This is a genomic window from Parafrankia sp. EUN1f, assembly GCF_000177675.1.
GTDB lineage: Bacteria > Actinomycetota > Actinomycetes > Frankiales > Frankiaceae > Parafrankia.
Genome location: NZ_ADGX01000008.1, coordinates 13298 through 36076, shown reverse-complemented (window position 1 = coordinate 36076; position 22779 = coordinate 13298). Strand labels below are relative to the sequence as shown.

17 protein-coding genes are annotated in these 22779 nt (G+C 69.6%); 11 read left to right on the top strand and 6 right to left on the bottom strand.

Features of this window, described 5'->3' with window-relative positions; all coding sequences use genetic code 11:
* Positions 1 to 96 precede the first annotated feature (96 nt).
* From FREUN1FDRAFT_RS03540 to FREUN1FDRAFT_RS03525, 4 genes are all read left to right on the top strand, one after another.
* Complete coding sequence (locus tag FREUN1FDRAFT_RS03540; protein ID WP_006538569.1) at positions 97 to 1398, top strand: acyl-CoA dehydrogenase family protein; 1302 nt, start codon at positions 97 to 99, stop codon at positions 1396 to 1398.
* A complete protein-coding gene (locus FREUN1FDRAFT_RS03535; RefSeq protein WP_006538568.1) occupies positions 1395 to 2417 on the top strand; it encodes a phosphotransferase family protein in 1023 nt (340 codons plus the stop codon). Before FREUN1FDRAFT_RS03540 ends, FREUN1FDRAFT_RS03535 begins: the two co-directional genes overlap by 4 nt.
* On the top strand, positions 2414 to 3205 hold the full coding sequence (locus FREUN1FDRAFT_RS03530; protein WP_006538567.1) for an enoyl-CoA hydratase-related protein: 792 nt from the start codon (positions 2414 to 2416) through the stop codon (positions 3203 to 3205). The genes FREUN1FDRAFT_RS03535 and FREUN1FDRAFT_RS03530 overlap by 4 nt, the downstream gene beginning before the upstream one ends.
* Before the next feature lie 105 nt (positions 3206 to 3310).
* Positions 3311 to 4300 (top strand): NADPH:quinone oxidoreductase family protein, encoded by a 990-nt coding sequence (locus tag FREUN1FDRAFT_RS03525; RefSeq protein WP_006538566.1) that lies wholly within the window; start codon positions 3311 to 3313, stop codon positions 4298 to 4300.
* A gap of 79 nt (positions 4301 to 4379) precedes the next feature.
* Here the strand turns inward: FREUN1FDRAFT_RS03525 and FREUN1FDRAFT_RS03520 are convergent, their stop codons facing one another.
* Positions 4380 to 5042 (bottom strand): TetR/AcrR family transcriptional regulator, encoded by a 663-nt coding sequence (locus FREUN1FDRAFT_RS03520; protein ID WP_006538565.1) that lies wholly within the window; start codon positions 5040 to 5042, stop codon positions 4380 to 4382.
* 349 nt (positions 5043 to 5391) lie between these two features.
* On the opposite strand from FREUN1FDRAFT_RS03520, the gene FREUN1FDRAFT_RS03515 reads away from it, so the two are divergent.
* From FREUN1FDRAFT_RS03515 to FREUN1FDRAFT_RS03505, 3 genes are all read left to right on the top strand, one after another.
* On the top strand, positions 5392 to 6228 hold the full coding sequence (locus tag FREUN1FDRAFT_RS03515; RefSeq protein ID WP_006538564.1) for an undecaprenyl-diphosphate phosphatase: 837 nt from the start codon (positions 5392 to 5394) through the stop codon (positions 6226 to 6228).
* A 413-nt stretch (positions 6229 to 6641) separates the two neighbouring features.
* Complete coding sequence (locus FREUN1FDRAFT_RS03510; RefSeq protein WP_006538563.1) at positions 6642 to 7730, top strand: ABC transporter ATP-binding protein; 1089 nt, start codon at positions 6642 to 6644, stop codon at positions 7728 to 7730.
* On the top strand, positions 7727 to 9124 hold the full coding sequence (locus tag FREUN1FDRAFT_RS03505) for an ABC transporter permease (RefSeq protein WP_006538562.1): 1398 nt from the start codon (positions 7727 to 7729) through the stop codon (positions 9122 to 9124). Before FREUN1FDRAFT_RS03510 ends, FREUN1FDRAFT_RS03505 begins: the two co-directional genes overlap by 4 nt.
* Positions 9125 to 9210: 86 nt before the next feature.
* Here the strand turns inward: FREUN1FDRAFT_RS03505 and FREUN1FDRAFT_RS03500 are convergent, their stop codons facing one another.
* Complete coding sequence (locus FREUN1FDRAFT_RS03500) at positions 9211 to 10005, bottom strand: N-acetylmuramoyl-L-alanine amidase (protein WP_035949407.1); 795 nt, start codon at positions 10003 to 10005, stop codon at positions 9211 to 9213.
* Positions 10006 to 10360: 355 nt separating this feature from the next.
* On the opposite strand from FREUN1FDRAFT_RS03500, the gene FREUN1FDRAFT_RS03495 reads away from it, so the two are divergent.
* The gene (locus FREUN1FDRAFT_RS03495) at positions 10361 to 11026 is read left to right on the top strand and encodes a hypothetical protein (protein ID WP_035949548.1); all 666 of its coding nucleotides are present in this window, start codon (positions 10361 to 10363) and stop codon (positions 11024 to 11026) included.
* Positions 11027 to 11083: 57 nt separating this feature from the next.
* Here the strand turns inward: FREUN1FDRAFT_RS03495 and ahcY are convergent, their stop codons facing one another.
* From ahcY to FREUN1FDRAFT_RS03480, 3 genes are all read right to left on the bottom strand, one after another.
* On the bottom strand, positions 11084 to 12520 hold the full coding sequence (ahcY, locus tag FREUN1FDRAFT_RS03490) for an adenosylhomocysteinase (protein ID WP_006538559.1): 1437 nt from the start codon (positions 12518 to 12520) through the stop codon (positions 11084 to 11086).
* A gap of 241 nt (positions 12521 to 12761) precedes the next feature.
* A complete protein-coding gene (locus FREUN1FDRAFT_RS03485; RefSeq protein ID WP_006538558.1) occupies positions 12762 to 15458 on the bottom strand; it encodes an RND family transporter in 2697 nt (898 codons plus the stop codon).
* Between the two features lie 405 nt (positions 15459 to 15863).
* Positions 15864 to 16070 carry a DUF1918 domain-containing protein gene (locus FREUN1FDRAFT_RS03480; protein ID WP_006538557.1) on the bottom strand — a complete coding sequence of 69 codons (207 nt, stop codon included), beginning with the start codon at positions 16068 to 16070 and terminating at the stop codon, positions 15864 to 15866.
* Positions 16071 to 16860: 790 nt separating this feature from the next.
* On the opposite strand from FREUN1FDRAFT_RS03480, the gene FREUN1FDRAFT_RS03475 reads away from it, so the two are divergent.
* The 3 genes from FREUN1FDRAFT_RS03475 to FREUN1FDRAFT_RS03465 all read left to right on the top strand — a co-directional run bounded on the left by FREUN1FDRAFT_RS03475 (position 16861) and on the right by FREUN1FDRAFT_RS03465 (position 21165).
* Complete coding sequence (locus FREUN1FDRAFT_RS03475) at positions 16861 to 18030, top strand: phosphatase PAP2 family protein (protein WP_006538556.1); 1170 nt, start codon at positions 16861 to 16863, stop codon at positions 18028 to 18030.
* 107 nt (positions 18031 to 18137) lie between these two features.
* Positions 18138 to 19328, top strand: a complete 1191-nt coding sequence (locus FREUN1FDRAFT_RS03470) for a phosphotransferase family protein (RefSeq protein ID WP_006538555.1) — start codon at positions 18138 to 18140, stop codon at positions 19326 to 19328.
* A 115-nt stretch (positions 19329 to 19443) separates the two neighbouring features.
* On the top strand, positions 19444 to 21165 hold the full coding sequence (locus FREUN1FDRAFT_RS03465) for a C2 family cysteine protease (RefSeq protein ID WP_006538554.1): 1722 nt from the start codon (positions 19444 to 19446) through the stop codon (positions 21163 to 21165).
* Between the two features lie 13 nt (positions 21166 to 21178).
* On the opposite strand, the gene FREUN1FDRAFT_RS03460 is transcribed toward FREUN1FDRAFT_RS03465, so the two are convergent.
* Positions 21179 to 22252, bottom strand: a complete 1074-nt coding sequence (locus tag FREUN1FDRAFT_RS03460) for a universal stress protein (protein WP_006538553.1) — start codon at positions 22250 to 22252, stop codon at positions 21179 to 21181.
* Between the last annotated feature and the right edge of the window lie 527 nt (positions 22253 to 22779).

Below are 22779 nucleotides of genomic sequence, written 5' to 3'. Positions count from 1 at the left end.
GGGACGGCCGCCGAGGATCCTAGTTCCAGGAGCATGGAAGTTGTGTTCTGTGCTGGCAGAACGCTATTCTGAGGCCCGCCGAGAGGAGTGCCGACGATGGCGTGGGATTTCGAGACGGAGCCCGAGTACCAGGCCCAGCTCGACTGGGCGGACGAGTTCGTCCGCGAGGAGGTCGAGCCGCTGGATCTCGCCTGGCCGAACATGCAGTTCGTCCCGCCGGATGAGAACCTCAGGCGGGTCATTGATCCACTGCGCGCGCAGGTCAGGGAGCGTGGGCTGTGGGCCACGCATCTCGGCCCCGCGCTGGGCGGTCAGGGGCATGGGCAGCTGAAGCTGTCGCTGCTCAACGAGATCCTGGGCCGCTCCAGCTGGGCGCCGCTCATCTTCGGCTGCCAGGCGCCGGACACCGGCAACGCCGAGATCATCGCGCACTACGGCACGGAGGCGCAGAAGAAGCAGTACCTGCAGCCCCTGCTGGACGGTGAGTGCTTCTCGTCCTACTCGATGACCGAGCCGCAGGCCGGTTCGGACCCGACCCAGTTCACCTGCCGGGCGGAGAAGGACGGTGACGGCTGGGTCATCAACGGCTGGAAGTTCTTCTCCTCGAACGCCAGCACGGCGCGGTTCGTCATCGTCATGGTGGTCACCAACCCCGACGCGGGCGCGTACCGGGGCATGTCGATGTTCCTGATCCCGACGGACACACCGGGCATCAACATCGTCCGCAACGTCGGGCTGCCGGGCGAGCCGCTGGGCGAGGGGCATCATGCCCTCATCCACTACGAGAACGTGCGGGTTCCCGACGACGCGCTGCTCGGTGGCGAGGGCCAGGCGTTCGCGATCGCCCAGACCCGCCTCGGCGGCGGTCGGATCCATCACGCCATGCGCACGATCGGCCTGGCGCAGAAGGCGCTGGACATGATGTGCGAGCGGGCGCTGAGCCGGCGCACCCAGGGCAGCCTGCTGGCCGACAAGCAGTTCGTCCAGGGCTTCATCGCCGACTCGTACGCCCAGCTCAAGCAGTTCCGGCTGCTCGTGATCCACACCGCGTGGGCGATCGACAAGCACAACGACTACCGCAAGGTCCGCAAGGACATCGCCGCCGTGAAGGTCGTGATGCCGGCGGTCCTGCACGACATCGCGTCGCGTTCGCTGCAGGTCCACGGCGCGCTGGGCGCCAGCAACGAGATGCCGTTCCACCAGATGGTGATGGGCTCGTACGTCATGGGCCTCGCCGACGGGCCGACCGAGGTGCACAAGGTCACCGTCGCCAAGCAGGTCCTGCGGGACTACAAGCCCAGCGACGACATCTGGCCCACGCAGCACCTGCCGAAGCGCCTCGCCGCGGCCAAGGAGAAGTACGCCGAGTTCCTGGACCACGAAGTGGGGAACCTGTGATCGACATCGACCGCCTTGCGACCTGGCTCGACGAGACCGGCCTGCCCGGCAAGGGCGAGCCGATCGAGGCCCGGTACGTCTCCGGTGGCACCCAGAACGAGATCTACGAGATCCGGCGCGGTGAGCTGCACGGCGCGCTGCGGATCCCGCCGGCGACGGCGCCCGCCAGCCGCGACGCCGGCATCCTGCGGGAGTGGCGCATCATCGAGGCCCTCGACGGGACGGACGTCCCGCACACCGAGGCACTCGGCATGTGCGACGACCCCGCGGTTCTCGGTCGCACCTTCTACCTGATGGGCTTCGTCGACGGCTGGTCGCCGATGGACACCCGCGGTGCCTGGCCGGAGCCGTTCGCCTCCGACCTGGAAGCCCGCAAGGGCCTGTCCTACCAGCTCGCCGAGGGCATCGCGCTGCTGTCGAAGGTGGACTGGCAGGCCCGGGGCCTGCACGACCTCGGCCGGCCCGACGGTTTCCACGAGCGGCAGGTCGACCGCTGGACGGCCTTCCTGGAGCGGATCAAGAAGCGGGAGCTGCCCGGCTTCGACGTCGCCGCGAACTGGCTGCGCACCCACCGGCCGATCGACTTCGTCCCCGGGCTCATGCACGGCGACTACCAGTTCGCGAACGTCATGTTCCGGCACGGCGCGCCGGCAAAGCTGGCCGCGATCGTCGACTGGGAGATGGGGACGGTCGGCGACCCCAAACTCGACCTGGCCTGGATGCTGCAGAGCTGGCCGGAGGACACCAGCTCACGCGAGCTGACCGGCAAGGGCTACGCGGATCTCTACGCCATGCCGACGAGGTCGCAGCTTCTCGCGCACTACGCGGAGGTTTCCGGCCGGCAGGTCGACGACTTCGACTACTACCTGATCCTCGCCAAGTTCAAGATCGCCATCGTGCTGGAGCAGGGCTTCCAGCGGGCGGGTGACGACGTCAAGCTGCAGTCGTTCGGGCCTGTCGTGCTGGGCGCGATGAAAGAGGCGGCGGACCTGGCCGAGACGACAGACTACCGGTCATGAGCGACACTTCCGAAATCCTGCTGGAGCGCGTCGGCGCCACCCTGGTCATCCGGCTCAACCGCCCGGAGGCGCGCAACGCGCTGACCCCCTCGCTCCTGAGCGCGATCGGCCTGGCGATCATCGAGGCCGAGTCCGATCCCGAGATCCGGGCGGCGATCCTCACCGCCACCGGCGACCGGGCGTTCTGCGTGGGCATGGACCTCAAGGCCTTCACCAAGGGCGCCAGCTACGGGGGCGGCTCGGAGGAGGACAAGAAGGGCCTCGAGGCCTACGGGCGGCTGACGAAGGGGGAGGTGACGGTCCCCCTCATCGGCGCGGCGAACGGCACCGCGGTCGGTGGCGGCTTCGAGCTGCTGCTCTCCTGTGACCTGGTCGTGGCCTCGTCCGCGGCGAAGTTCGGCCTGCCCGAGGTGAAGCGGGGGCTGCTGGCCGCCGGTGGCGGTGCCGTCGCGATCGGCAGCCGGCTGCCGTTGGCGCTCGCGCTCGAGCTGACCCTCACCGGGGACCTGTTCGACGCGGCCCGCGCGCAGCAGCTCGGGCTCGTCAACACGGTGGTCGAGCCGGCACAGGTGCTCGAGGCGGCGCTCGCGCTCGCGGGGCGCGTCGCCGCCAACGGTCCGCTGGCCGTCGCGGCGACGAAGGAGATCGTCCGGGCCGCCGCGGCCGATTCCGCCCGTGGTCAGGAGCGGATGGCGCAGCTCTCACCGGCCGTCTTCGCCAGCGAGGACGCCAAGGAGGGCGCGATGGCGTTCATCGAGAAGCGTGAGCCCCAGTGGAAGGGACGCTGACCTTGCCGGAGGCCTTCACCTGCATCACCTGCGTCCCAGCTGCCCCCGTCGTCGCCTCCGCCCCCGTCGTCGCCCGCGGCCGGGGCCGGGGCTGGGGCCGCTGAGATGCGGGCCGCTGTCTGCCGTGAGTACGGCCCGCCGGATGTCGTCCGGGTCGAGGAGTTCCCGACCCCGGTTCCCGAAGCGGGCCAGGTCGCCGTGCGGGTGCACTCGGCAGCCGTCAACTTCTCCGACGTGTTGCTGGTCGCCGGCGAGTACCAGATCAAGGTGCCGCCGCCGTTCGTGCCGGGAAGTGAGTTCGCCGGGGTGGTCGAAACGGTCGGGGAGGGGGTCACCGGCCTGGCTGTCGGTGACCGCGTCTTCGGTTCCGGCATCGTCGGCGGGTTCGGCGAGGTGGCCCTCGGCCGCGCCGAGGGTGTCACCCGCACCCCGGACGGGATCTCCGACGACGTCGCCGCCGCCTTCGGGGTCGCGCACCGCACCTCGTACCACATGCTCCGGTCGGCGGCCGCCCTGGCGCCTGGCGAGCAGCTCGTCGTGCTCGGCGCCGGTGGTGGCGTGGGGCTGGCCGCGGTGCAGCTCGGCGTGGCGCTGGGAGCGACCGTGACGGCGGTGGCGTCCTCGGCGCGGAAGCTGGAGGTCGCCGCGGCCAACGGAGCCACCAACCTCATCGATCATCGTTCGACGGACCTGCGTGCGGCGCTGAAGAAGACGCTTCCCGACGGGGCCGACGTCGTGATCGACCCGGTCGGAGGCGATCTGGCCGAGCCGGCGCTGCGTTGCCTGCGGTGGCGCGGCCGGTTCGTCACGGTTGGCTTCGCCGCGGGCACGATTCCGCGGATTCCGCTCAACCTGGTGCTGCTCAAGGGAATCCAGGTCACCGGGATGCAGCTGCGTGATCTCGGCACCCACGCCCCGGATGAGCTGCGGCGTAACGAGCGGGAGCTCATGGAGCTCTTCGCCGCCGGCAAGGTCAGTCCGCACATCGGCGCGACCTTCGCCTTCGAGGAGAGCGCCGCCGCTCTGCGCTACGTGGCCGACGGTCATGCGATCGGAAAAACGGTTCTCCGCATCGCAGGCAACGGCCAGGGCTGACCAGGGCTGACCGGCTCTAACCGGCGCTGGCCCCGCCAACGGCCGGGGCCAGCGCCAGTGGAACCGCCCTGGCCGGGCATCACTCGCCGCGGCCTGCCGGTGGGCGTTCGATGACCGCGACGCAGAAGTCGACGAGGTGGCGCTGCTCGTCCTCGTCGGGGATCGTGCCGGGCTCCACATGGCGTTGCATGGCGCCGAGCACCGCGTCCTGGATCACCCGGGCGTCGAGGTCCGGCCGTGGGCGGCCGGCCGCGGTCAGCGGAGCGATGAGCAGGTCGCCGAGCTGCCCGTCCAGGGCGGCGCGCCCTGGAGCGGACTCGCCGGCGCGGGCGAGCAGCCGGTTCACCGTGGTGCCCTGCTGGGCCACGGTCGGCCGGGTGATCTGCGCGATCATGCCTTCGACCCAGGCGGTCAGCTGGCCGACCGGCTCGGAATGCTTCGCCATCTGGTGGCGCAGATAGGAGTTCACGAGCATGATCCCCCGCTCGAGCACGGCGTGCATCAGCTCGTTCTTACCGGCGAAGTACCGGTAGAAGGTCTGGTTGGACGTGCCGGCCTCGGCAACGATGTCGGCGACTTTTGGCTCGGCGGGCGAAACACGGACCGCGACCCGCAGCGCGGCGTTGAGGATCTGCTCGACCTCACTCAACGCATCCCGCTGATGGCGGTTCAGTGCCCGGTCGACCGCGGCACGAACCGACGTCGGCACATCGTGCCATTCCACTCCGGTAGTGTCGCTCACGTCGCCGTCCTTTGGATGCGGGATGGAACAGGCGCGGAATTTTCTTCTGTTCCGCGCAGAAGTATATTCTGCGCCCGCGCCGGCGGAGGGCCTCCGGCGGGTGGGGATCGGAAGGTGGGCACAGGCCGCGCGACAGGCCGCGGCGCTGCCGGCTGTGGTGGTCGCTGTCCGCGCTGATGTCGCTGCTCGCGGGCGTCTGCTGGTCGTCGTGGCTGGTCGTCGGCCTGGCCGTCCGCCGAGACCAGCCCGTGGAAGCGGTCGGTGGCGGACCCGGTGCGAATAGCTGATCTTTCCCGGCATACACTTCTGCCGTCCGCTGGTCGGAGGTGGGTGCCGAGGAAGGACTTGGATGAATATCGTCGAAGCGGTTTTCTTCGGTGCGGTCGAAGGGCTGACCGAGTTTCTCCCGATCTCCAGCACCGGTCACCTGACGATCATGGAGAAGGCGCTCGGTTACGAGATCGACAGCCCGGACATCACCGCCTTCACCGCGATCATCCAGGTTGGTGCGGTCTTTGCCACGCTGCTGTATCTCCGGCGCGATTTCCGGCGCATCATCGCGGCCCTGGGCCGCGGGGCGACGCGCCCGGCGTACCGGGACCATCCGGACTTCCGGTTCGGTGTGGCCGTGATCGTCGGGTCAATCCCGATCGGGATCGTCGGGCTACTGTTCAAGGACCAGATCGAGACGACCCTGCGAAGTCTGTGGTTCGTCAGCCTCGCGCTGGTCGGGTGGAGCGGGGTCATGGCCTATGCCGACCGCGTCGCCACCCAGAAGCGCCACGAGGACGACGTCACCTGGAAGGACACCCTGGTCATCGGGGTCGTGCAGTGCATGGCACTGATTCCCGGGATCTCGCGTTCCGGCTCGACGATGTCGGCCGGTCTGCTGCGCGGGATCGACCGCGTCACGGTGACCCGGCTGTCGTTCTTCCTCTCCATCCCCGCGCTTTTCGCCGCGGCGCTGCTCCAGGTCGTCACCGAGTCGGCCAACATCTCGAGCGGTGTCGGCTGGACCATGACCATCACCGCGACGGCGGTGAGTTTCGTGACCGCCTATTTCGCCATCTCCTGGCTGCTCAAGTTCGTCGCGCGGCACAGCTACAGCGTCTTCATCATCTACCGGCTCGCCCTCGGCAGCGTGCTGCTCTTCCTGCTGGGAACCGGCCTCATCTCGGCCACCTGATCTCGGCCACCTGACGGCAGGGCGGCCCGCGGCGGGGGTTGCGGGCGCTGCGGCTGCCGCTGCCGCCGAGCAAGGCCGGAGGGCCGTGGTGGCCAGTGCGACGAAAATCCTCAGATCTTCGCACCGCCGCTCGCCCACTGCTTGCCCAGCGGTGGCAGGCAGCCGGCATCCCCGCGTTTCGATCGGTTCTGGTGCCGCGGTCAAACGAAACACGGGCTGATTCCACGAACGACTGCCCGGCTCGGGCCAGTGAATGCATGAATGAGCGGATAGGCCCGGTTCCACGCTGTCTCGGCGGCCATCCGCGCCTGCGGCGCACGACCGGTCGAGCTGCGATTCGATATCAAAGTGGCATCGCTTTCTGCCGTTACGATGTCATCGACCGCGCGTCGGGGGCGATCCGGAGGTGGCTGATGGCGAACAGGCGTCTGGAGATCGACGGTGTTCGCAAACGCTACGGCGAGGTGACCGCACTCGACGGCATGACCTTTGACGTGCGCGCCGGGGAGCTTTTCGGTTTCGTCGGCAGCAACGGCGCTGGCAAGACGACGACGATGCGGATCGTGCTCGGGGTCCTCGCGGCCGATGCCGGTGAGGTCCGCTGGGCCGGTCGGCCGGTCGACCTCGCCGTCCGCCGCCGGATCGGCTACATGCCGGAAGAGCGGGGTCTTTACCCCAAGATGAAGGTCCGGGACCAGATCGTCTACCTGGCCCGGCTGCACGGGATGCCGGCCGGGGCCGCCCGACGCAGCGCCGAGGCGTGGCTGGAGCGGCTCGGTGTGGCGGCACGGCGCGACGACGAGGTCCAGAACCTCAGCCTCGGCAACCAGCAGCGGGTTCAGCTCGCCGCGGCGCTCGTCCACGACCCGGAGGTCCTCGTGCTCGACGAGCCGTTCTCCGGCCTGGACCCGGTCGCGGTCGACGTGATGAGCCAGGTTCTGCGCGAACGCAGCGCGGCCGGAGTCCCCGTGGTGTTCTCCAGCCACCAGCTGGAGCTCGTCGAGCGGCTCTGTGACCGGGTCGGCATCGTCGCCTCGGGCCGTATGGTCGCCTGCGGCACGGTGGATGAGCTGCGCAGGGCCGGGACCGAGCAGATCGTGGTGGAGGTGCCCGGCGCGCCCACCGGGTGGGCGCTCGACCTGCCCGGAATCACCGTCCGCCACACCGAGGGCGACCGGACGACCGTCGATCTCGCCCCGGGAGCTGATGATCAGGATCTGTTGCGGCGGGCGCTGGCCGCCGGGCCGGTGCGCGAGTTCCGTCGCCGCCGGCCGACGCTGGCGGAGCTGTTCCGCTCGGTGACCACCGTCCCCGCCGTGGCCGGTGGCTCCGCCGCCGTGCCACCCGCCCTGGGGCACGTGGTGCCCGGGGCCGGCGCCGCCGGGCCTGGTGACGTCCCGAGCCCTGCTGGGCGGTCGGGTCCTGCCGGGCTGACTGCGCCTGCCGGGCTGGCGAGCTCCGGCAACGACGTGCGGGCGGCGGATGAGGAGACGGCGGTATGAGCACCGGAGCCGACGGCGGGTCCGACGGAGACACGGGACAACTCCCCAGCTTCCCGACGCAGGGTGGCAGGCCGCCGGACGACCGCGGGGCTTGGGTGACCGGGCCGCCGGCTGCCCCGCCGGCCGCCCCGGCGTCCGGACTGGCGTCCGGTCAGGCGTCCGGACTGGCGGCTGCGGAGGCGGCCGAGCCTGGCGGGTTCCCTCCCCTGGCCGCCTGGGTGGTGGTGCGCCTCGTCGCCGGGCGGGAGCTGGCCATCCGGCTGCGTTCGAAGGTCTTCGTGATCACGACGGCCGCGTTCCTCGTGCTGCTGGTCGGCGCTTCGGTGGTGATCAGCCTGCTGGGTGGGCACGAGTCGGCGAAGTCGGTCGGTTTCATCGCGGCGGAGTCCGTGCTCGCCGATCCGCTTGAGGCCGTCGCCGGTGGCCTGGGTGTCGACGTCGCGACCCGTGAGGTGCCCGACGAGGCCACCGGGCTGCGCGAGGTCTCCGACGGTGATCTCGACGTGCTGGTGACCGCCGCTCCGAGCGGTCTGCGGGTCACGGTCAAGGAGGAGCTGAGCGAAGACCTGCGTGGGGTGCTCGCGGTGCTGGCCCGGCAACAGGTGCTCGACAACGAGATCAGCGTGCTCGGCGGGGATCCGGCCCGGGTCAACGAGACCGTGGCTGCCGCCGGCCTGGACGTCGCGGAGCTCGACCCCGTCCCGGATGACCAGGACGAACGGCTTTTCCTGGGGCTGGCATCGGCGTTCCTGATCTACATGGGCCTGATGCTCTTCGGACCGGCGGTCTCGCAGGGCGTCGTTGAGGAGAAGTCGAGCCGGGTCGTGGAGCTGCTGTTGTCGACGGTCCGGCCGTGGACGCTCATGGCGGGCAAGGTCCTGGGTATCGGCCTGGTGGCGCTGATCCAGATGGTCGTGATCGCCGGCGGTGGGCTGATCGCCGCGCTGACCACCGGCGCGCTCGAGCTGCCATCCAGCGAGGCGACCGGTACCGTCATCTGGTCCGTGGCCTGGTACGTGATCGGATTCTTCCTGTACGCGCTGCCGTTCGCCGCGGTCGGCGCGATGGTGTCCAGGCAGGAGGATCTCGGCGGAATCTCCAGCCCCATCGTGCTGGCGCTCATCGTCCCCTGGGTGGTCGGGGTCTCGATTCTGCCCGGTGATCCCGACAACGGCCTGGTCGAGATCCTCTCCCTGGTTCCGCTGTTCTCTCCGCTGCTCATGCCGATGCGTATCGCGCTCGGGGTGGCGCCGCTCTGGCAGCTCGTCCTGTCCGTGCTCCTGGCCTTGGCCCTGATCGGCCTGCTCATCCGGATCACCGGCCGGATCTACCACAACGCGGTCCTCCGAACCGGTGCCCGCGTCGCGTTCAAGGAGGCCGTGCGCCGGGCCTGAGCGGCCTGTGTCCCCGGAGTCCGCTGTGCCCCCGGGGTCCCAGGCCGTCCGAAGAACAGCGGATTTTCGTCGCCCCAGAGCCTGCGCTAAACCTGCCGGTTCATGCCTGTGAGCACATATCCGATCTTGCGCCAGGTGTTGGGGCCGCAGATGCCGTCGTCGGGAATGCGTCCGAACCATGGCGTCGCATAACGCTGCACGGCCGCCACCCGCGCGGTCGTCAGCGGGCCGTACACCCCGTCGGGGACGAGCCGGTAAGGGTCGCCGGAGGTCGCCTCGTGACCAAAGATGATGTTCAGTGCGTTCTGGAGGGTGACGACCTCGGGCCCGCGGGACTTCTCCCGCAGGGTCGGCATGCCCGCGTAGCGCTGGCGGGGGTCCGCCAGCGTGGCGGGGCCCAGCGCGGCCGCCAGGATGTCTCCTCTGCGGTTGGCCCGGATCTCCCCGGGGCAGGAATGCGCTCCCCAAGCCGCGCCACCCATGCGGTGGGTGCCGAGCCCGTAGCCGTTCACCGAATCGGTGATCTCAGCCCGCCAGCCGAATTCGCGGATTCCCCACGCGAAGAACTCACCGAGCCGGGTGATCTGGATCGGCGTGTAGTCCTCGGTGTCGTACCCCTCGCACTCGACACTGATCCAGAACGAGTTTCCCGCGGCCTGCGCCCAGGCCCGACGGTCGAACGGGACGTACTGTTCGAACTCGCCCGTCTTCGCCAGCCACAGATGTGCGCTCACCTCGCTGGCCGGGTTGTCGAACCATCCGAACAACGATCCGTTGCCGACCTGGACGTGCGGAATCAGGCCGCGGGTCGGCTGCGTCATGGCGCCCGAGGTGTTCCGGACCGGGCGGTAGGTCGCAGGTGGGTAGAGAGTGGTCGCCATTTTCCTCTTGTTCCACAGATGTCTGCCGGCACGCATGGCGCCTGCCCGGCCTGGCCTGCATCGCTGAGGGATTCCTACCGCTACGCTCCAGGCGCGCCGCATCTGGGTCATTCATGTCATGGGGTGGATGCCGCCGGTAAGTGAGCACCGACATCCCATTTCCGGCATTTATGGAGATTGTCATGGTTGTCGCGCGGTTCCGCGGCGCGTGCCGGCGGCGGAGCCGCGTGACGGTGTGATGGGGCTTGTGTCGTCAAGACGACAGCGCGTGTGTTGCCCGGCAGCTGGGCGTCGACGTCCGTCCGACGTGTTTGTCTGACTCCCTGTGCAGGAAGGGGTGTTCTCGGTGACAGTCATGCGATCAATTCGGATCGGCAGGGTGGGGCTCGCCGCTGTTCTGACCGTCGTGGGCGCGCTCGCGGTGGCCGGTCAGCCGGCGGCCCAGGCGGGTGGCACGCCGGCAGCCGAATGCCCCGGCGGGCGGGAGTACACGGTGAGCGCCCCGGGTGACGAGCCGGATGCCGGCGCACCGGTGGAACTCGCCGCCGGGTACTACGCGCAGACGGCCTCCTTCTGGCCGCCGCGGTCCGCCATCCTGTGCGAGACGGGCTCGGGCCGGGCCCAGCCGAGCGCGGGGGTCGCCGCGTCCAACGACGTGGGCTGCGGCACCGGGGCCCGCGAACTGCTGGTACCCGACGAGATTCCGGCCGGCTTCGAGTCCGCGGAGGTGGCGCGTTCCGGGGCCTACCTGCCCGCGGGCTGGTACACCCTTGCCTCAGAGCTGGACACGTCGGAGCTGGACGCGCAGGCCGCTGGCAGTGCCGCCACCGCCCGGTCGGTGCACGCACCGTCACATCGACACTCGAAGATCACCTGGACGGCGGTGTGCCGGTACCGCACGGCCCCGTCTGCCGCCCCGTCCGCCGCTACGTCTGACCCCGCGAAGCCTGATGCTGTGAAGCCGGACGATGTGAAGCCCGAGGCGGCGAAGCCTGACACTGTGCGGCCTGACGTGGGGTGACGCGACGAGGGCCGCCCCCCGGGAACGGGGACGGCCCTCGTCGTGGAACCTGGAAGATCAGTAGCGGTAGTGGTCCGCCTTGTAGGGGCCCTCCACCGGAACGCCGATGTAGTCCGCCTGCTGCTTGGTCAGCGTCGTGAGCTTGACGCCGAGTGCGTCCAGGTGCAGACGGGCGACCTTCTCGTCGAGGTGCTTGGGCAGGATGTAGACCCCGACCGGGTACTGGTCGGTCTTGGTGAACAGCTCGATCTGCGCGATCACCTGGTTGGTGAAGCTGTTCGACATCACGAAGCTCGGGTGGCCGGTCGCGCAGCCGAGGTTCATCAGCCGGCCCTCGGCCAGCACGATGATCGAGTGCCCGTCCGGGAACACCCACTCGTCGACCTGCGGCTTGATGTTGACCTTCTCGATGCCTTCGACCTTCGCCAGGCCGGCCATGTCGATCTCGTTGTCGAAGTGGCCGATGTTGGAGACGATCGCCTGGTGCTTCATCGCGGCCATGTGGCTGGCCATGATGATGTTGAAGTTTCCGGTGGTCGTCACGAAGATGTCGGCGATCGAGACGACGTCCTCGAGGGTGGCGACCTGGAAGCCGTCCATCGCGGCCTGCAGGGCGCAGATCGGGTCGATCTCGGTGACGATGACGCGGGCGCCCTGGCCGCGCAGTGCGTCCGCGCAGCCCTTGCCGACGTCGCCGTAGCCGGCGACGACCGCGACCTTGCCGCCGATGAGCACGTCGGTCGCCCGGTTCAGGCCGTCGATGACGGAGTGGCGGCAGCCGTACTTGTTGTCGAACTTCGACTTGGTGACCGAGTCGTTCACGTTGATCGCGGGGAAGGCCAGCGTGCCCGCCTTCGCCATCTCGTACAGCCGGTGCACACCGGTCGTGGTCTCCTCGGTGACGCCCTTGACCGAGGCGGCGGTCGCGGTCCAGCGACCCGGCTTCTCCGCGATCGTGCGGCGCAGCGTCTCCAGGATGATCGCGTACTCCTCGGAGTCCGCGGGGTCGGTCGCCGGCACGGCGCCCGCCAGCTCGAACTCGGCGCCCTTGTGGACGAGCAGGGTCGCGTCACCGCCGTCGTCGAGGATCATGTTCGGGCCGCCGCCATCCGGCCAGGCCAGCGCCTGGTCGGTGCACCACCAGTACTCCTCGAGCGTCTCGCCCTTCCAGGCGAAGACGGGCACGCCCTGAGGGTCGTCCTTGGTGCCGTTCGGCCCGACGACAATCGCGGCGGCCGCGTGGTCCTGGGTCGAGAAGATGTTGCAGGAAACCCAGCGGACGTCGGCGCCAAGCGCGACCAGCGTCTCGATCAGCACGGCGGTCTGGATGGTCATGTGCAGGGAACCCATGATCCGGGCGCCCTTCAGGGGCTGGCTGGCGGCGTACTCCGCGCGGGTAGCCATCAGCCCGGGCATCTCGTGCTCGGCAAGCCGGATCTCCTTGCGGCCGAACTCGGCCAGCGCGAGATCCGCGACCTTGAAGTCGAAAGTCATGCCTTCTCCTCGTTGCGCTCGGATGGCTGCCGAGCCTCTGTGGCGGTGTCACGTTCCGCTGCCGGCCGGCTCTGCGACCGTCATTGGCAGACGGCGGTGTGAGCTTTGAGCGTGCCATAGGCGTGAGGAACCGCGAAGACCCGGCCCGGTCGCGTCACATCGGGCCGGGTCTTCACCGGATAGCACGTTGTCCCGCGTCACGCGGAGCGAGCCATCGCACTGTTTCGAGCGCTCGAATGCCTCAGCTCTCGGCCGTGCCACCAGCCGTGGGCTTGGCGGTGTCACCGGTGGCGGGCTCGACCGTGCCCCCGGCACCGGGGTCGGCACTGGGGCCGACCGCGTCGTCGGCCGGTGCGGCGGCCGCCGGCACCACGGCCGCAGGCGCCGCGGACGCCCGTGCCGTGGAGGCGGGTGCCGCGGAGGCCGGTGCGGGAGCTGTCGGCACCACGGAGGCCGGCAGCGGCGCGGCGGAGCCGGTGCCGGCGGGCACCAGCTGCGGGCCGCGGTAGACCCAGCCGCGTTCGTCCGCCCACAGCAGCAGCGGCGGCAGCACGATCAGCGCCGAGAGCAGAGCCACCCCGACGTTGAGGGCCACCACGAGGCCGAAGTCGCGCAGCAGCGGCAGCGAGCTGAACGCCAGGACCACGATTCCGATCACGGCGGCGAGCGCCGAGACCATGAAGGCGACTCCGGTCCGGGCCGCCGCCTCCTCGGTGGCTGCCAGCGGGTCCCGCCCACGCTGTCGTTCTTCGATGTGCCGCATGACGATCAGCGTGGTGAACTCGGTGCAGAGTGCGATCACGAGTGGTCCGCCGACCGCGGTGAGCGGGCTGAGCTCGAAGCCCGCGAGCCGGGAGATGATGGCCGTCAGACCCACCGCGATCAGCACCGGAACCACCGACACCACCGCGCGGACGATGTTCAGGTGGCGCAGCAGCAGGATGATGAAAACGCCGATCAACGCGAAGTAGGTCAGCTCCACGCGGTTCTTCTCGAAGTTCTCCAGCAGCCCGGTGCCGACGACGGCGAGACCCGACGGTGTCGCGCGGATTCCCTCCGGGGGAGTGACCGTGTCCCGGATGTCGTTCACGACGACGGCGCGTTCCTCCAGCGCTCCCGGCCCGGTGCGGAAGATCAGGTTGAGTGCCTTCCCGTCGATGTCGACGGTGCTCTTCCTGATCGGTTCCGGTGTGACGTCATACGCCAGCCGGATGTCTTTGCCGGTCGGCGCGAGCAGGGTGGTGTTCGGCACCTCCATGAGGAAGCTGACCGTGGTCACCAGGCTGGACGCCGTCAGCAGCTCCTTGGGGTGCTCGTCGAGCTGCTGGTAGGCGAGGTCGTGGACGAACTTGACGGTCCTGTCGTCGAAGATGTCGTCCGACTGGATGAAGATGCCCAGCTCGCTGCTGGAACCGGTCTGCGCCTTGAGGTACTGGATGTCGTGCACGACCTGGGAGTTCTGGTTGACCCACTTCTCCGGGTCCGTCTGGACCTTGAGGTCACCTTCGACGACGAGCCCACCGGCGAAGATGCCGGCGGCGATGACGACGAGCGGGATCGCCGCCAGCCGGGGCAGGGATCCGAGCCAGACGACAGTGTGGCCGAGCGCGCCGCGTGAGGCGTCCTTCGGCGCGGTGGGGGAGCGGCGCTCCCGGAAGCCGAGCGAGGCGGTGCTGAGCAGCACGGTCGCGAGGACGATGACCGGCAGTCCGATGGCGAGCAGGACGCCGAAGTCACGGATCATCGGGACCTCGCTGAACTCCAGCGCGAGGAACGCGATGACACCGGCGACGGTGGCCAGCGCCAGCGCCGGCATGAGGTGGCCCAGCGCCGCTGCGACGGGTTCCCGGGCCCGGTCGAGCTGCGCTTCCTCCTGGACCCGGCTGTGTAGCTGCACGGCGAAGTCGATGCCGACGCCGAGCAGGACCGGCATGCCGGCGATGGTGACCACCGAGAGCGGGATGTCCAGGTAGCCGGCCAGCCCGAAGGCCCACACCAGCCCGATGCCCACGACCGCCAGGGGCAGCAGCCGCCAGCGGACGGCGAACGCGACCAGCAGCAGCGCGGCCATGATGAGCAGCGAAATTCCACCCAGAGTGAGGAAGCCGCCGCGCAGGTAGTCGTTGATGTCACGGAGCAGGACCGCCGCGCCGGTGGTCATGACGTCGGCGTTGTCGAAGGTCAGCCCGTTCATGGCGTTCTCGACCGTGGTGGCGCCCTTGCCCTCCTCCTTGATCGAGGCGTTTCCGGTCAGCCGCACGATCATCTGCGCGTTCTTGTCCGTCGGGAAGAACGACTGCAGTGACTTGCGGATGCCCCCGGAGTTGTCATGCAGCAAGAAATCGACCCAGGCCGGATCATCGAACGTGCGCTGATCCTCGGGAATCGCGTTCGCCCGCTCCAGCGTCCGCAGCGAGTCGGCGAGCCGAACTGCCTGGGACTTCGGGTCGGGATCACGCTGCTGCGCCGCCAGCAGGATCTTCCCGGCCGCGCTGTTGATGATCTGACCGTCCGAGCTGGTCACGAGATTCGCGGTGAACTGGAGCGCCGTGAGCGGCGTGATCACGCTCTCGATGCGAGGGTCCTTCTCCAGGGTGGCCGACAGATCCCGGAACTTCTTGACGTTGGCGGCGGTGAAGAGATCAACCAGGTCGGCGTCGGGCTTCGTCGTGAAGAGTGTGATCATCGCCTGACCGCCGAAGAGGTCCTGATAGGCGACGTTGTCCTTCGCGACCTGCGAGTCCGCGTTGAGGTAGTTCTCCTGACCGGTGGTGAACTCCAGCCTGGTCAGGCCAAGTCCGAGTGCCACCGTGACGATCGCGGTGACGGCTGCGACCAGGCCGGTACGGCTACCGACCACCCGCCCGACGCCGAACCAGAAACGGGCCGTGCCGCCTGGTCGGGAAGACCTGTCAGACGGCACTGACGAACTTGGCATCAAGTTGCTCCGGGATCAGCGTTGCGCTCGGTGCACCCCCGTGGGGGAACACCCGAGACGGTTTCCATGGTGTATAGCGAACATCACATCCAGGTGCCGACCCCTGGCGTACGGCAATCATTCCGGACCGGAGCTGAACTGGGACCCGGACAGACCGTACGTGCCAACAGGTAGTCGTTTCTGTCGCGCACCGTGGTGGTTTGGTCCGGGCAGGCACAATTGCCTGTGGCGGTGGTGGGGCCGGTGCCCCGATCGGGCGATTGATCTGGCTGAACCGACGTCCGGGCCGCCCGGGGAGCGGGTGGACGTCCAGCCCGTGGCGGACTGCGCGTGGCGGGCCGCCGGCGCCCCAGAGGCACGAGCGGGTGCTGGGGGAAGTGGGCCGTGGGGCGCCGGGGCCAGCTTTCAGACGGTCACATGCTCACGTGCCGGCCGCAGCTCGATGTTCGAGTCGGCGCCAGGGAAGAAAAGGCCCTCGTGGCCGTCGTCCCAGCGGACCATGAACGGCGGCCCGCCGGCGGTCCCGCGGACCTCGATGATCACGCCGTGACGCTCGGGGTCCCCGACCGTCCGGCCGTGGACGACGAAGCGGTCGCCTACCGATGCGTACATGATGTTTCTCCCTTCGGCCTCGGTGCGCGATGCCAGCGATCGAGGTGGCACGCCCGGAGCAGCCGTCCCGCCACCATCGCCCGGCGGCTCCGCCGGTCGCGGCCTCCCGGGGTCATGGCGTCCTGGGACGTGGCGCCCTGGGCCGTTCGGGCGGAGCGGTAGTTCCGGGGTAACACGGTTCGCGGCCACCGGCAGGTCGGAAGGGACGCATGCCGTGAAGGTCCGCTTCATCAATTTTGCGTGCTTCGCCGGGCGTATGGGTTGATCGAGGGATGTTCCTGCGTCCCCGCTGCTGGCAACCTATGTGATATAGACCACGATCGGCCCGGTTGGTGTGGGCCGTGAGGGCGACGTCTCTTGCGGCTTCGGATGGGGCGGCGGTGGCTGCGCCGGGGTGTGCCTGTTGCCAGGGAAGGCGCGGAGTGGCACGTTGGCAGCCGCTGGCGACCGTGCAGGCCTTGCGCGGGGGTGACCGTTCGGTGTCGCCCGCCTGACAGAGCGACGGGACAAGCGCGCCCATGTGGTGGAAATAGCCGAGGGTTGTTCGCTGTTGGTTTATCTCACTGTCACTTCACTGCCGACCGGTGCGACAAGTCGGCGAGTCACCGCGGTGACCCTGATCGGGCGATCCGCCGGGGGTGGTGACGGAGTGTCAGTACCCGGCTGTGTTGTGGGATGAGTGGGGCGTCACAGGGATTCGATCCTTGCTCTGCTTACCGATCGGCCGGTAGGAACGGGAGGGTTAACAGGGCATGTCGTCGGAAGGGCGTGAGACGCGCCGGGAGGGCTCATGGTGAGCATTCCGATTCCTTCGCGTGACCAGGGACGGTCCGCGACCGGGCCGGTGGCGGTTCCGCCGCTGGCGGTGACCTTGCGGACGTCCTGGCTGCACGCCACCCGGCTGGGTCGGGCAACGTCCTTGGCGCTGTTCTACAGCGGCCAGGTGCTGCTCATGGCCGCGTTGTTCATGGTCTACCGGCTCGGCCGCCAGCTCGCCGTCGGCCGAGAGCCGCAGGCGCTGGCCAACGCCCGGGACGTCTGGAGCTTCGAACGGCTCATCGACCTGCCCGACGAATCCGCGCTCCAACGCCTCGCGCTGCACTCGACGGAGCTGCTGGAGCTGGCGAACCGTTTCTACATCGGCGTGCACTTCCCGGCCTCTATCGCGTTCCTGCTGTGGGTCATGCTCCGGCATCGGGACGCGTGGCCGCGGGTGCGGATGGTCATCCTCGCCTCGACGGGTGCCGCGCTGGTGATCCACATGCTGTACCCGCTGGCGCCGCCGCGTTTCCTGCCGCAGGTGCTGCCGCATGTGTCGCTCGTCGACACCGGCGCGGTCTTCGGCCCGTCGCCCTACTCGGCCGGCGACAAGGTGGCGAACCAGTACGCCGCGATGCCGAGCCTGCACGTCGGCTGGTCGATCATCGTTGCGTGGGGGACGGTCACCATCCTGCGGGCCCGGGCGCGCTGGTTGATGATCCTGCATCCGGTACTGACCGTCATCGTTGTCGTGATCACGGCGAACCACTACTGGATGGATGGCGTCATCGGTGGTGGCCTGGTCGCGCTCTCGGTCCTCATGACCAGGCCGGAAGTGCAGACCCGGCTGCGCTCCGTGTCCCGCACGGCCTGGGCCGGGGTACGGTCCGGCGCTCAGGTCCCGGTGGCGGTTCAGGTGCCGTTCGTGGCTCAGGCGCCCGCAGGGGCAGCACAGCTGCAGGCGGGGGCCCAGGCAGCGTTGGAAGGACAGCCCGACCGGGGTGCCGCGGCGGTGGCCACGAAAAGCCCACTTTCGGTTCCGGCCGCTCGGAACAAGCCTGGTGGAACCGAGGCGACGTCCGTCGGCCTGCCCGATCAGCGAGCGCTCGTGGACGGCAGCCCGTCTCGCGACCTGGGCGGCCCGTCCCTCGACCTGGTGGAGCCGCCGGGCGCGGAGCCCGCCAGCGGGCGGGCTGGCTGACCACTCGCCCGCCGGCCCCGACAATCGTCTGTCGTACAAGGGATTCTGGATTGTTCCTGGAACCGTCCGGGCTCCCCGAACGCCAGCATGAGCACTAGGCTCTACCGATGGTCGTGGATGATCTGGCGGGGTCACGCCCGGTGCGGGACGAGGACGCGCTCGACATACCCGCAGTGGACGACTGGTTGCGCCAGTACCTTCGGAAACAGACTGATCCAGATACTCCCGGCGCCGCGGCGCCAGCCGCCGCTGCCGAGGGCCTCGGTACACGGGCGGACGATGAGGCCGCGAGGGAGGTCCAGACCGTCCCGCCTGCTGGCCGTCCCGAGGTCCGGCAGTTCTCGGGCGGCGCCTCCAACCTCACCTATCTGCTTCGCTACCAGGATCGGGATTTTGTTCTGCGCCGCCCGCCGCGGGGGCGGAAGGCGACCGGTGCGCACGACATGGCACGTGAGTTCCGGGTGCAGACCCGGCTGCGGCCAGCGTTCCGGTACGTGCCCCGCATGGTCGCCTTCTGCGATGACCCGACCGTGATCGGCTCGGACTTCTACGTCATGGAGAAGGTGCCCGGCGTCATCCCCCGATCGGAGTTCCCGCGCTCGCTCACGCTGGATCCCGTCCGGACCCGCCAGCTCGCCTTCAAGGTTGTGGATCTGCTGGTCGAGCTGCACGACATCGACCCGGCCGCCCACGGGCTGTCAGACCTCGGGCGTGGCGCCGGCTACGTGGGCCGGCAGATCCGCGGATGGACGCGTCGCTACCGGGATGCGCGTACGCCGAACGTCCCGTCCTACGAGGCGATCATGAGCTGGCTCGCCGAGTACGCGCCGGAGGATGTCGCCTCCTGTCTGATTCACAACGACTTCCGGCTGGACAACGTGGTTTTCGACGTGTCCCAGCCGACCGCGGACGGCCTACCGCGGATCAGCGGAGTGCTGGACTGGGAGATGGCGACGATCGGCGATCCACTGATGGACCTCGGGGGCGCGCTCGCCTACTGGGTACAGGCGGACGACGACGAGATCTACCGCCTCACCCGGCGCCAGCCCAGCCACAGCCCCGGCATGCCCACCCGGGCCGAGATAGTCGAGTACTACGGAGCGCGCCGAGGCGTCGACATCGGTCGGTGGCCCTTCTACCAGGTGTTCGGGCTGTTCCGGCTGGCGGTGATCGCGCAACAGATCTACTTCCGCTACCACCACGGACAGACCACGAACCCGGCGTTCCGTGACTACTGGAAGATGGTCTGCCACCTGGAGACCCGCTGCCTCCAGGTGATGGCGGCCGCCGGACTCTGATCAGCGTCGGCGGCTCCGGACCGGCCCAGGATCGGGGCAGGCGATCCGGAACTCGGTGTTGTCTCTCGCTGAACGCGCCGTCACGGTGGGCTGATGACCATCTAGCGTTACGAACGTGGTTGCTGTCGGTGAGGGAGAGGCCGCGTCGCGTCGCGGCCTGGTCGCTGCCCTGCGTCGCGCGGCAGCGGAGAGCCTTCTGCTGCTTGTGCCGGTGATCGCTCTCGACAATGACAGCACCTGGCGGTCGCCCTGGCAGCGGCGCTGCCACGCCCGTATCGATGCCTGGTGGCAGGCACTGGTCATCGGTGCCCGCCGGGCCCGGGAGCGGGCGGACGCACTGGATTCCCGCCCGGATCCCGTTCCTGCTGGGATGGGGCAGCAGGCCTCCGGCGTGGCCGGCGTCGCCGCGACTGGTGTGGCTGCGGCCGCCGGCCTGGGTGGCGGCCCGGGGGCGGCCGGCGCCGAGGATGGCGCCGTCTGTTTCGAGCCGGAGCGGCTCGCGGAGCTGGCTCGCCGATTACGGGTCGCCGAGCGCCAGGCGGCCCGTCTCGTCGGCGACATGGGCTCGCTAGGGCGAGCCGCCGGAGCCTGCCAGGGCCTCGACCTGGTACGTGCCGAGGCCGGGGTCATGGCTGCGGCGATCGACCGCCGCCTCGCCGCCTCCGCTGCTGCGGAGGCCTCGTCGGCCGGCTGGGGTGGGGCTGGGATCATCCTGGTCCGGCCGCATGCGCCGCCGGCCCGGCCGAGTGCCGAGGAAGCGAGCTCCGCCGTCGCCGAGCTGGTCACGGCCATCGGCACCAACCCGCTGAAACTGGGTGTTCGTGAGCTGCGGGCCATCGCCGAGCAGCTGGCACGGCTGGAGGCGGGCGTCGCGTCGCAGGTGATCAGCGGGTTGCGGGGGCGTCCGCTCCAGGTGCTGGCCACCGCGGTGGGCCTGGCGCCCGCCCGGCTCGACCTCGGCACGCTGAGCCTCCTACCGGCAGTTGTCTCGATCGCCGACGTGATCCTTCGGGTCGCGCCGTCGTCGATGCTCGGCGAGATCGTGCAGCTGTTCCCGTGGCTCGACCCGCCCCCGGGTGCCGGCTACGGGCCTTGGCACCGGGCGGGGAGCCCGGCCCGCGGCGCCGCCGCCGGGCTCGTCCTCCACGACCACACCGGCGAGCCGGTCTGGGTCCGGGGCGCGACCCCGTCGGACGTCCGGCAGGGCCGAGTGGGTGACTGCTACCTGCTCGCCGCTCTCATCGGCATCGTCCGCGCGGATCCAGGGCTCCTGCGCCGCAATCTCCGCGAGAACCCGAACGGCACGGTCACCGTCACCTTTCCGGGCGGGGCGGGCGCCACCCCGGGCCCAATCGCGGTGACGATCACCAGGAGCCTGCCCGAGGAGGCGGAGACCCAGCGGGAGATCGGCGCGGGTGCGGAGAACGCCGACGGTGATCCGGAGCTGTGGGTCGCCCTGTACGAGAAGGCCTACGCGCGGCTGGCCGGAAGCTACGCGGGCACCGACGGCGGTGATCCGGCGGTCGCGATGCGACAGCTGACCGGAGTGGAGCCGGATCGGGTCGATCCCGACCAGACCTCGGTCGAGGGCATAGCCGCCAGGCTTGCGGCAGGTGACGTGGTGACCTTGTCGACCCGCGCTCGTGTGACCGGCTCATCGGGTCTTGTCCCTGGGCACGCCTACGCGATCCTCGCCGCGGACCCTCCCACGGGGCGGGTCCTCGTCCGGAGCCCGTGGGATCAGACCGCCTCCGACGACCGGCTGGTCTGGCGCCAGTGGGCGAGCCTGCGCCCGGACGTTCGAACACTCCAGCTCGGTGCGACCGGTCGCGGGTAGACCGGCGGCTAGGTCAGACGTCCCGGATGATGGCGACCGGCGCGGCCGAGTGCAGCATCGTCTGATGGCTGACCGAGCCCAGGAGAAGCTCGGCGAACCCGCCCTTGCCACGTGCCCCGACGACCAGCAGATCGGCGTCCCGGCTCGCATCGAGCAGGGCTCGAGTCGCGGAGGCCGCCACCAGCAGCTTGTGAACGTCGATCTCCCGTACCTTCCGCGTGTCCGTGGTCTCGCTGGTGCCGAGGGCTGCCTCGATCGATTCGTCCAGTACATGCCGAGCCTGATCCTCGAGCGCCGGCAGGATCTCGGCCGAGCTCTCGGCGAACGGAAGCGGGATCGCCGCGAGCCAGGCGTGCACGACATGCAGCGGTGCGCCGCGCAGCGCTGCCTCGCTCGCCGCCCAACGCAGCGCCGCGAGTGAGTTCGGCGAGCCGTCGACCCCGACGACCACCGGGTGCACGGTGTCCGCCTCGGTCTCGGGCGCTGGGCCGGCGGGCGCTGGGCCGGCGGGTCCGGCGGGCCCGCTGTCGGAGGAGTCAGCGCGCCCCGCTTCGGCGTCATCCGACGGCCGGCGTGTGCGGGCGACGACGACAGGCACCGGTGAGTGCACGGCGACGGAGGCACTCACCGAACCGATCCGGAGACGATGAAGCAGCCCACGGCCTCGTGTACCGACGACGATCATCGCGGCGTCCCGGCCGGAGGTGAGCAGCGCCTCGGTGCCCGAAGCGTCGACGACCTCCTCGACGATGTCGAGTCCCGTCGGAATCGGCACGGCGTCGAGTTCCTCATGCAGGATCTGGCTGGCGGCCCAGGCCAGCGCCTCCTCGTCATGCGGGCCGGCGACTGCCTCGGCAGAGCGGCGAACCGTGGGCGGCTGCTCCCCGGCGCATGACCCGAGAACCGCGCGGATCCGCGCGCCCCGCCGGACGGCCTCGTCGATCGCCCACCGCAGCGCGGACTCGGATCCCGGTGAACCGTCGATCCCGACGACGATGTCGGTCTTGGCGGTACCGCTGGAAGCGCTGCTGCCACGGGTGGAGGCGACGCCGCCGACGCCACGGCTGCTTCGGATGTCGTCGGTCATGGAGCTCCCTCCCGCGATGACATGCCGGCACGGTCCCTGTGGCGGACCTACCCGGCCTGCCTGACTGGAACCTGCGGGCGATGCTGCGCTCTGGCCGCTCTGGCCGGTGGCTGTGGCCAGTGACGCCTCGGCTTGGGCGCAGGCGCCGGGCCGAGTGTCAATCGGTTGTCGCTTTTGTGGTGAGTGGCACCACGGGTGTATGTCGATGATTGCGTATTTAGATCTTCATCGTTGTGTTACGTGTGTACTCTCGAGTGGCGATTATCGGAGAAAACCGCCTCGGATCAGGCGTACCGCCGCCGGGCGTGTGCGGCCGTGCGCGCTCTGCTTTGTGATCTCTCCGTGTCCGCGCGCACTGCGCGTTCCGCACCGGTGTGCTGCGCGGGAGTCATCCGGGGCGCAGCTTTCCTGGCCATCCGCGTCCATTGGGATGCCGGCGGGTGTGTGCTCATTGTGTACTTCCAGTTGCCTGCTCAGGCTGCCGGCCCGGCTATTGGGCGGGGTGGGATCGTGGCTGGCCGTGAGGG

Coding starts and splice junctions, on each gene's coding strand:
- FREUN1FDRAFT_RS03470 (WP_006538555.1), top strand. CDS start 18,138: ATGGTCGTGGATGATCTGGCGGGGTCACGCCCGGTGCGGGACGAGGAC.
- FREUN1FDRAFT_RS03460 (WP_006538553.1), bottom strand. CDS start 22,252: ATGACCGACGACATCCGAAGCAGCCGTGGCGTCGGCGGCGTCGCCTCC.
- FREUN1FDRAFT_RS03525 (WP_006538566.1), top strand. CDS start 3,311: ATGCGGGCCGCTGTCTGCCGTGAGTACGGCCCGCCGGATGTCGTCCGG.
- FREUN1FDRAFT_RS03530 (WP_006538567.1), top strand. CDS start 2,414: ATGAGCGACACTTCCGAAATCCTGCTGGAGCGCGTCGGCGCCACCCTG.
- FREUN1FDRAFT_RS03515 (WP_006538564.1), top strand. CDS start 5,392: ATGAATATCGTCGAAGCGGTTTTCTTCGGTGCGGTCGAAGGGCTGACC.
- ahcY (WP_006538559.1), bottom strand. CDS start 12,520: ATGACTTTCGACTTCAAGGTCGCGGATCTCGCGCTGGCCGAGTTCGGC.
- FREUN1FDRAFT_RS03475 (WP_006538556.1), top strand. CDS start 16,861: ATGGTGAGCATTCCGATTCCTTCGCGTGACCAGGGACGGTCCGCGACC.
- FREUN1FDRAFT_RS03510 (WP_006538563.1), top strand. CDS start 6,642: ATGGCGAACAGGCGTCTGGAGATCGACGGTGTTCGCAAACGCTACGGC.
- FREUN1FDRAFT_RS03495 (WP_035949548.1), top strand. CDS start 10,361: ATGCGATCAATTCGGATCGGCAGGGTGGGGCTCGCCGCTGTTCTGACC.
- FREUN1FDRAFT_RS03505 (WP_006538562.1), top strand. CDS start 7,727: ATGAGCACCGGAGCCGACGGCGGGTCCGACGGAGACACGGGACAACTC.
- FREUN1FDRAFT_RS03540 (WP_006538569.1), top strand. CDS start 97: ATGGCGTGGGATTTCGAGACGGAGCCCGAGTACCAGGCCCAGCTCGAC.
- FREUN1FDRAFT_RS03500 (WP_035949407.1), bottom strand. CDS start 10,005: ATGGCGACCACTCTCTACCCACCTGCGACCTACCGCCCGGTCCGGAAC.
- FREUN1FDRAFT_RS03485 (WP_006538558.1), bottom strand. CDS start 15,458: ATGCCAAGTTCGTCAGTGCCGTCTGACAGGTCTTCCCGACCAGGCGGC.
- FREUN1FDRAFT_RS03480 (WP_006538557.1), bottom strand. CDS start 16,070: ATGTACGCATCGGTAGGCGACCGCTTCGTCGTCCACGGCCGGACGGTC.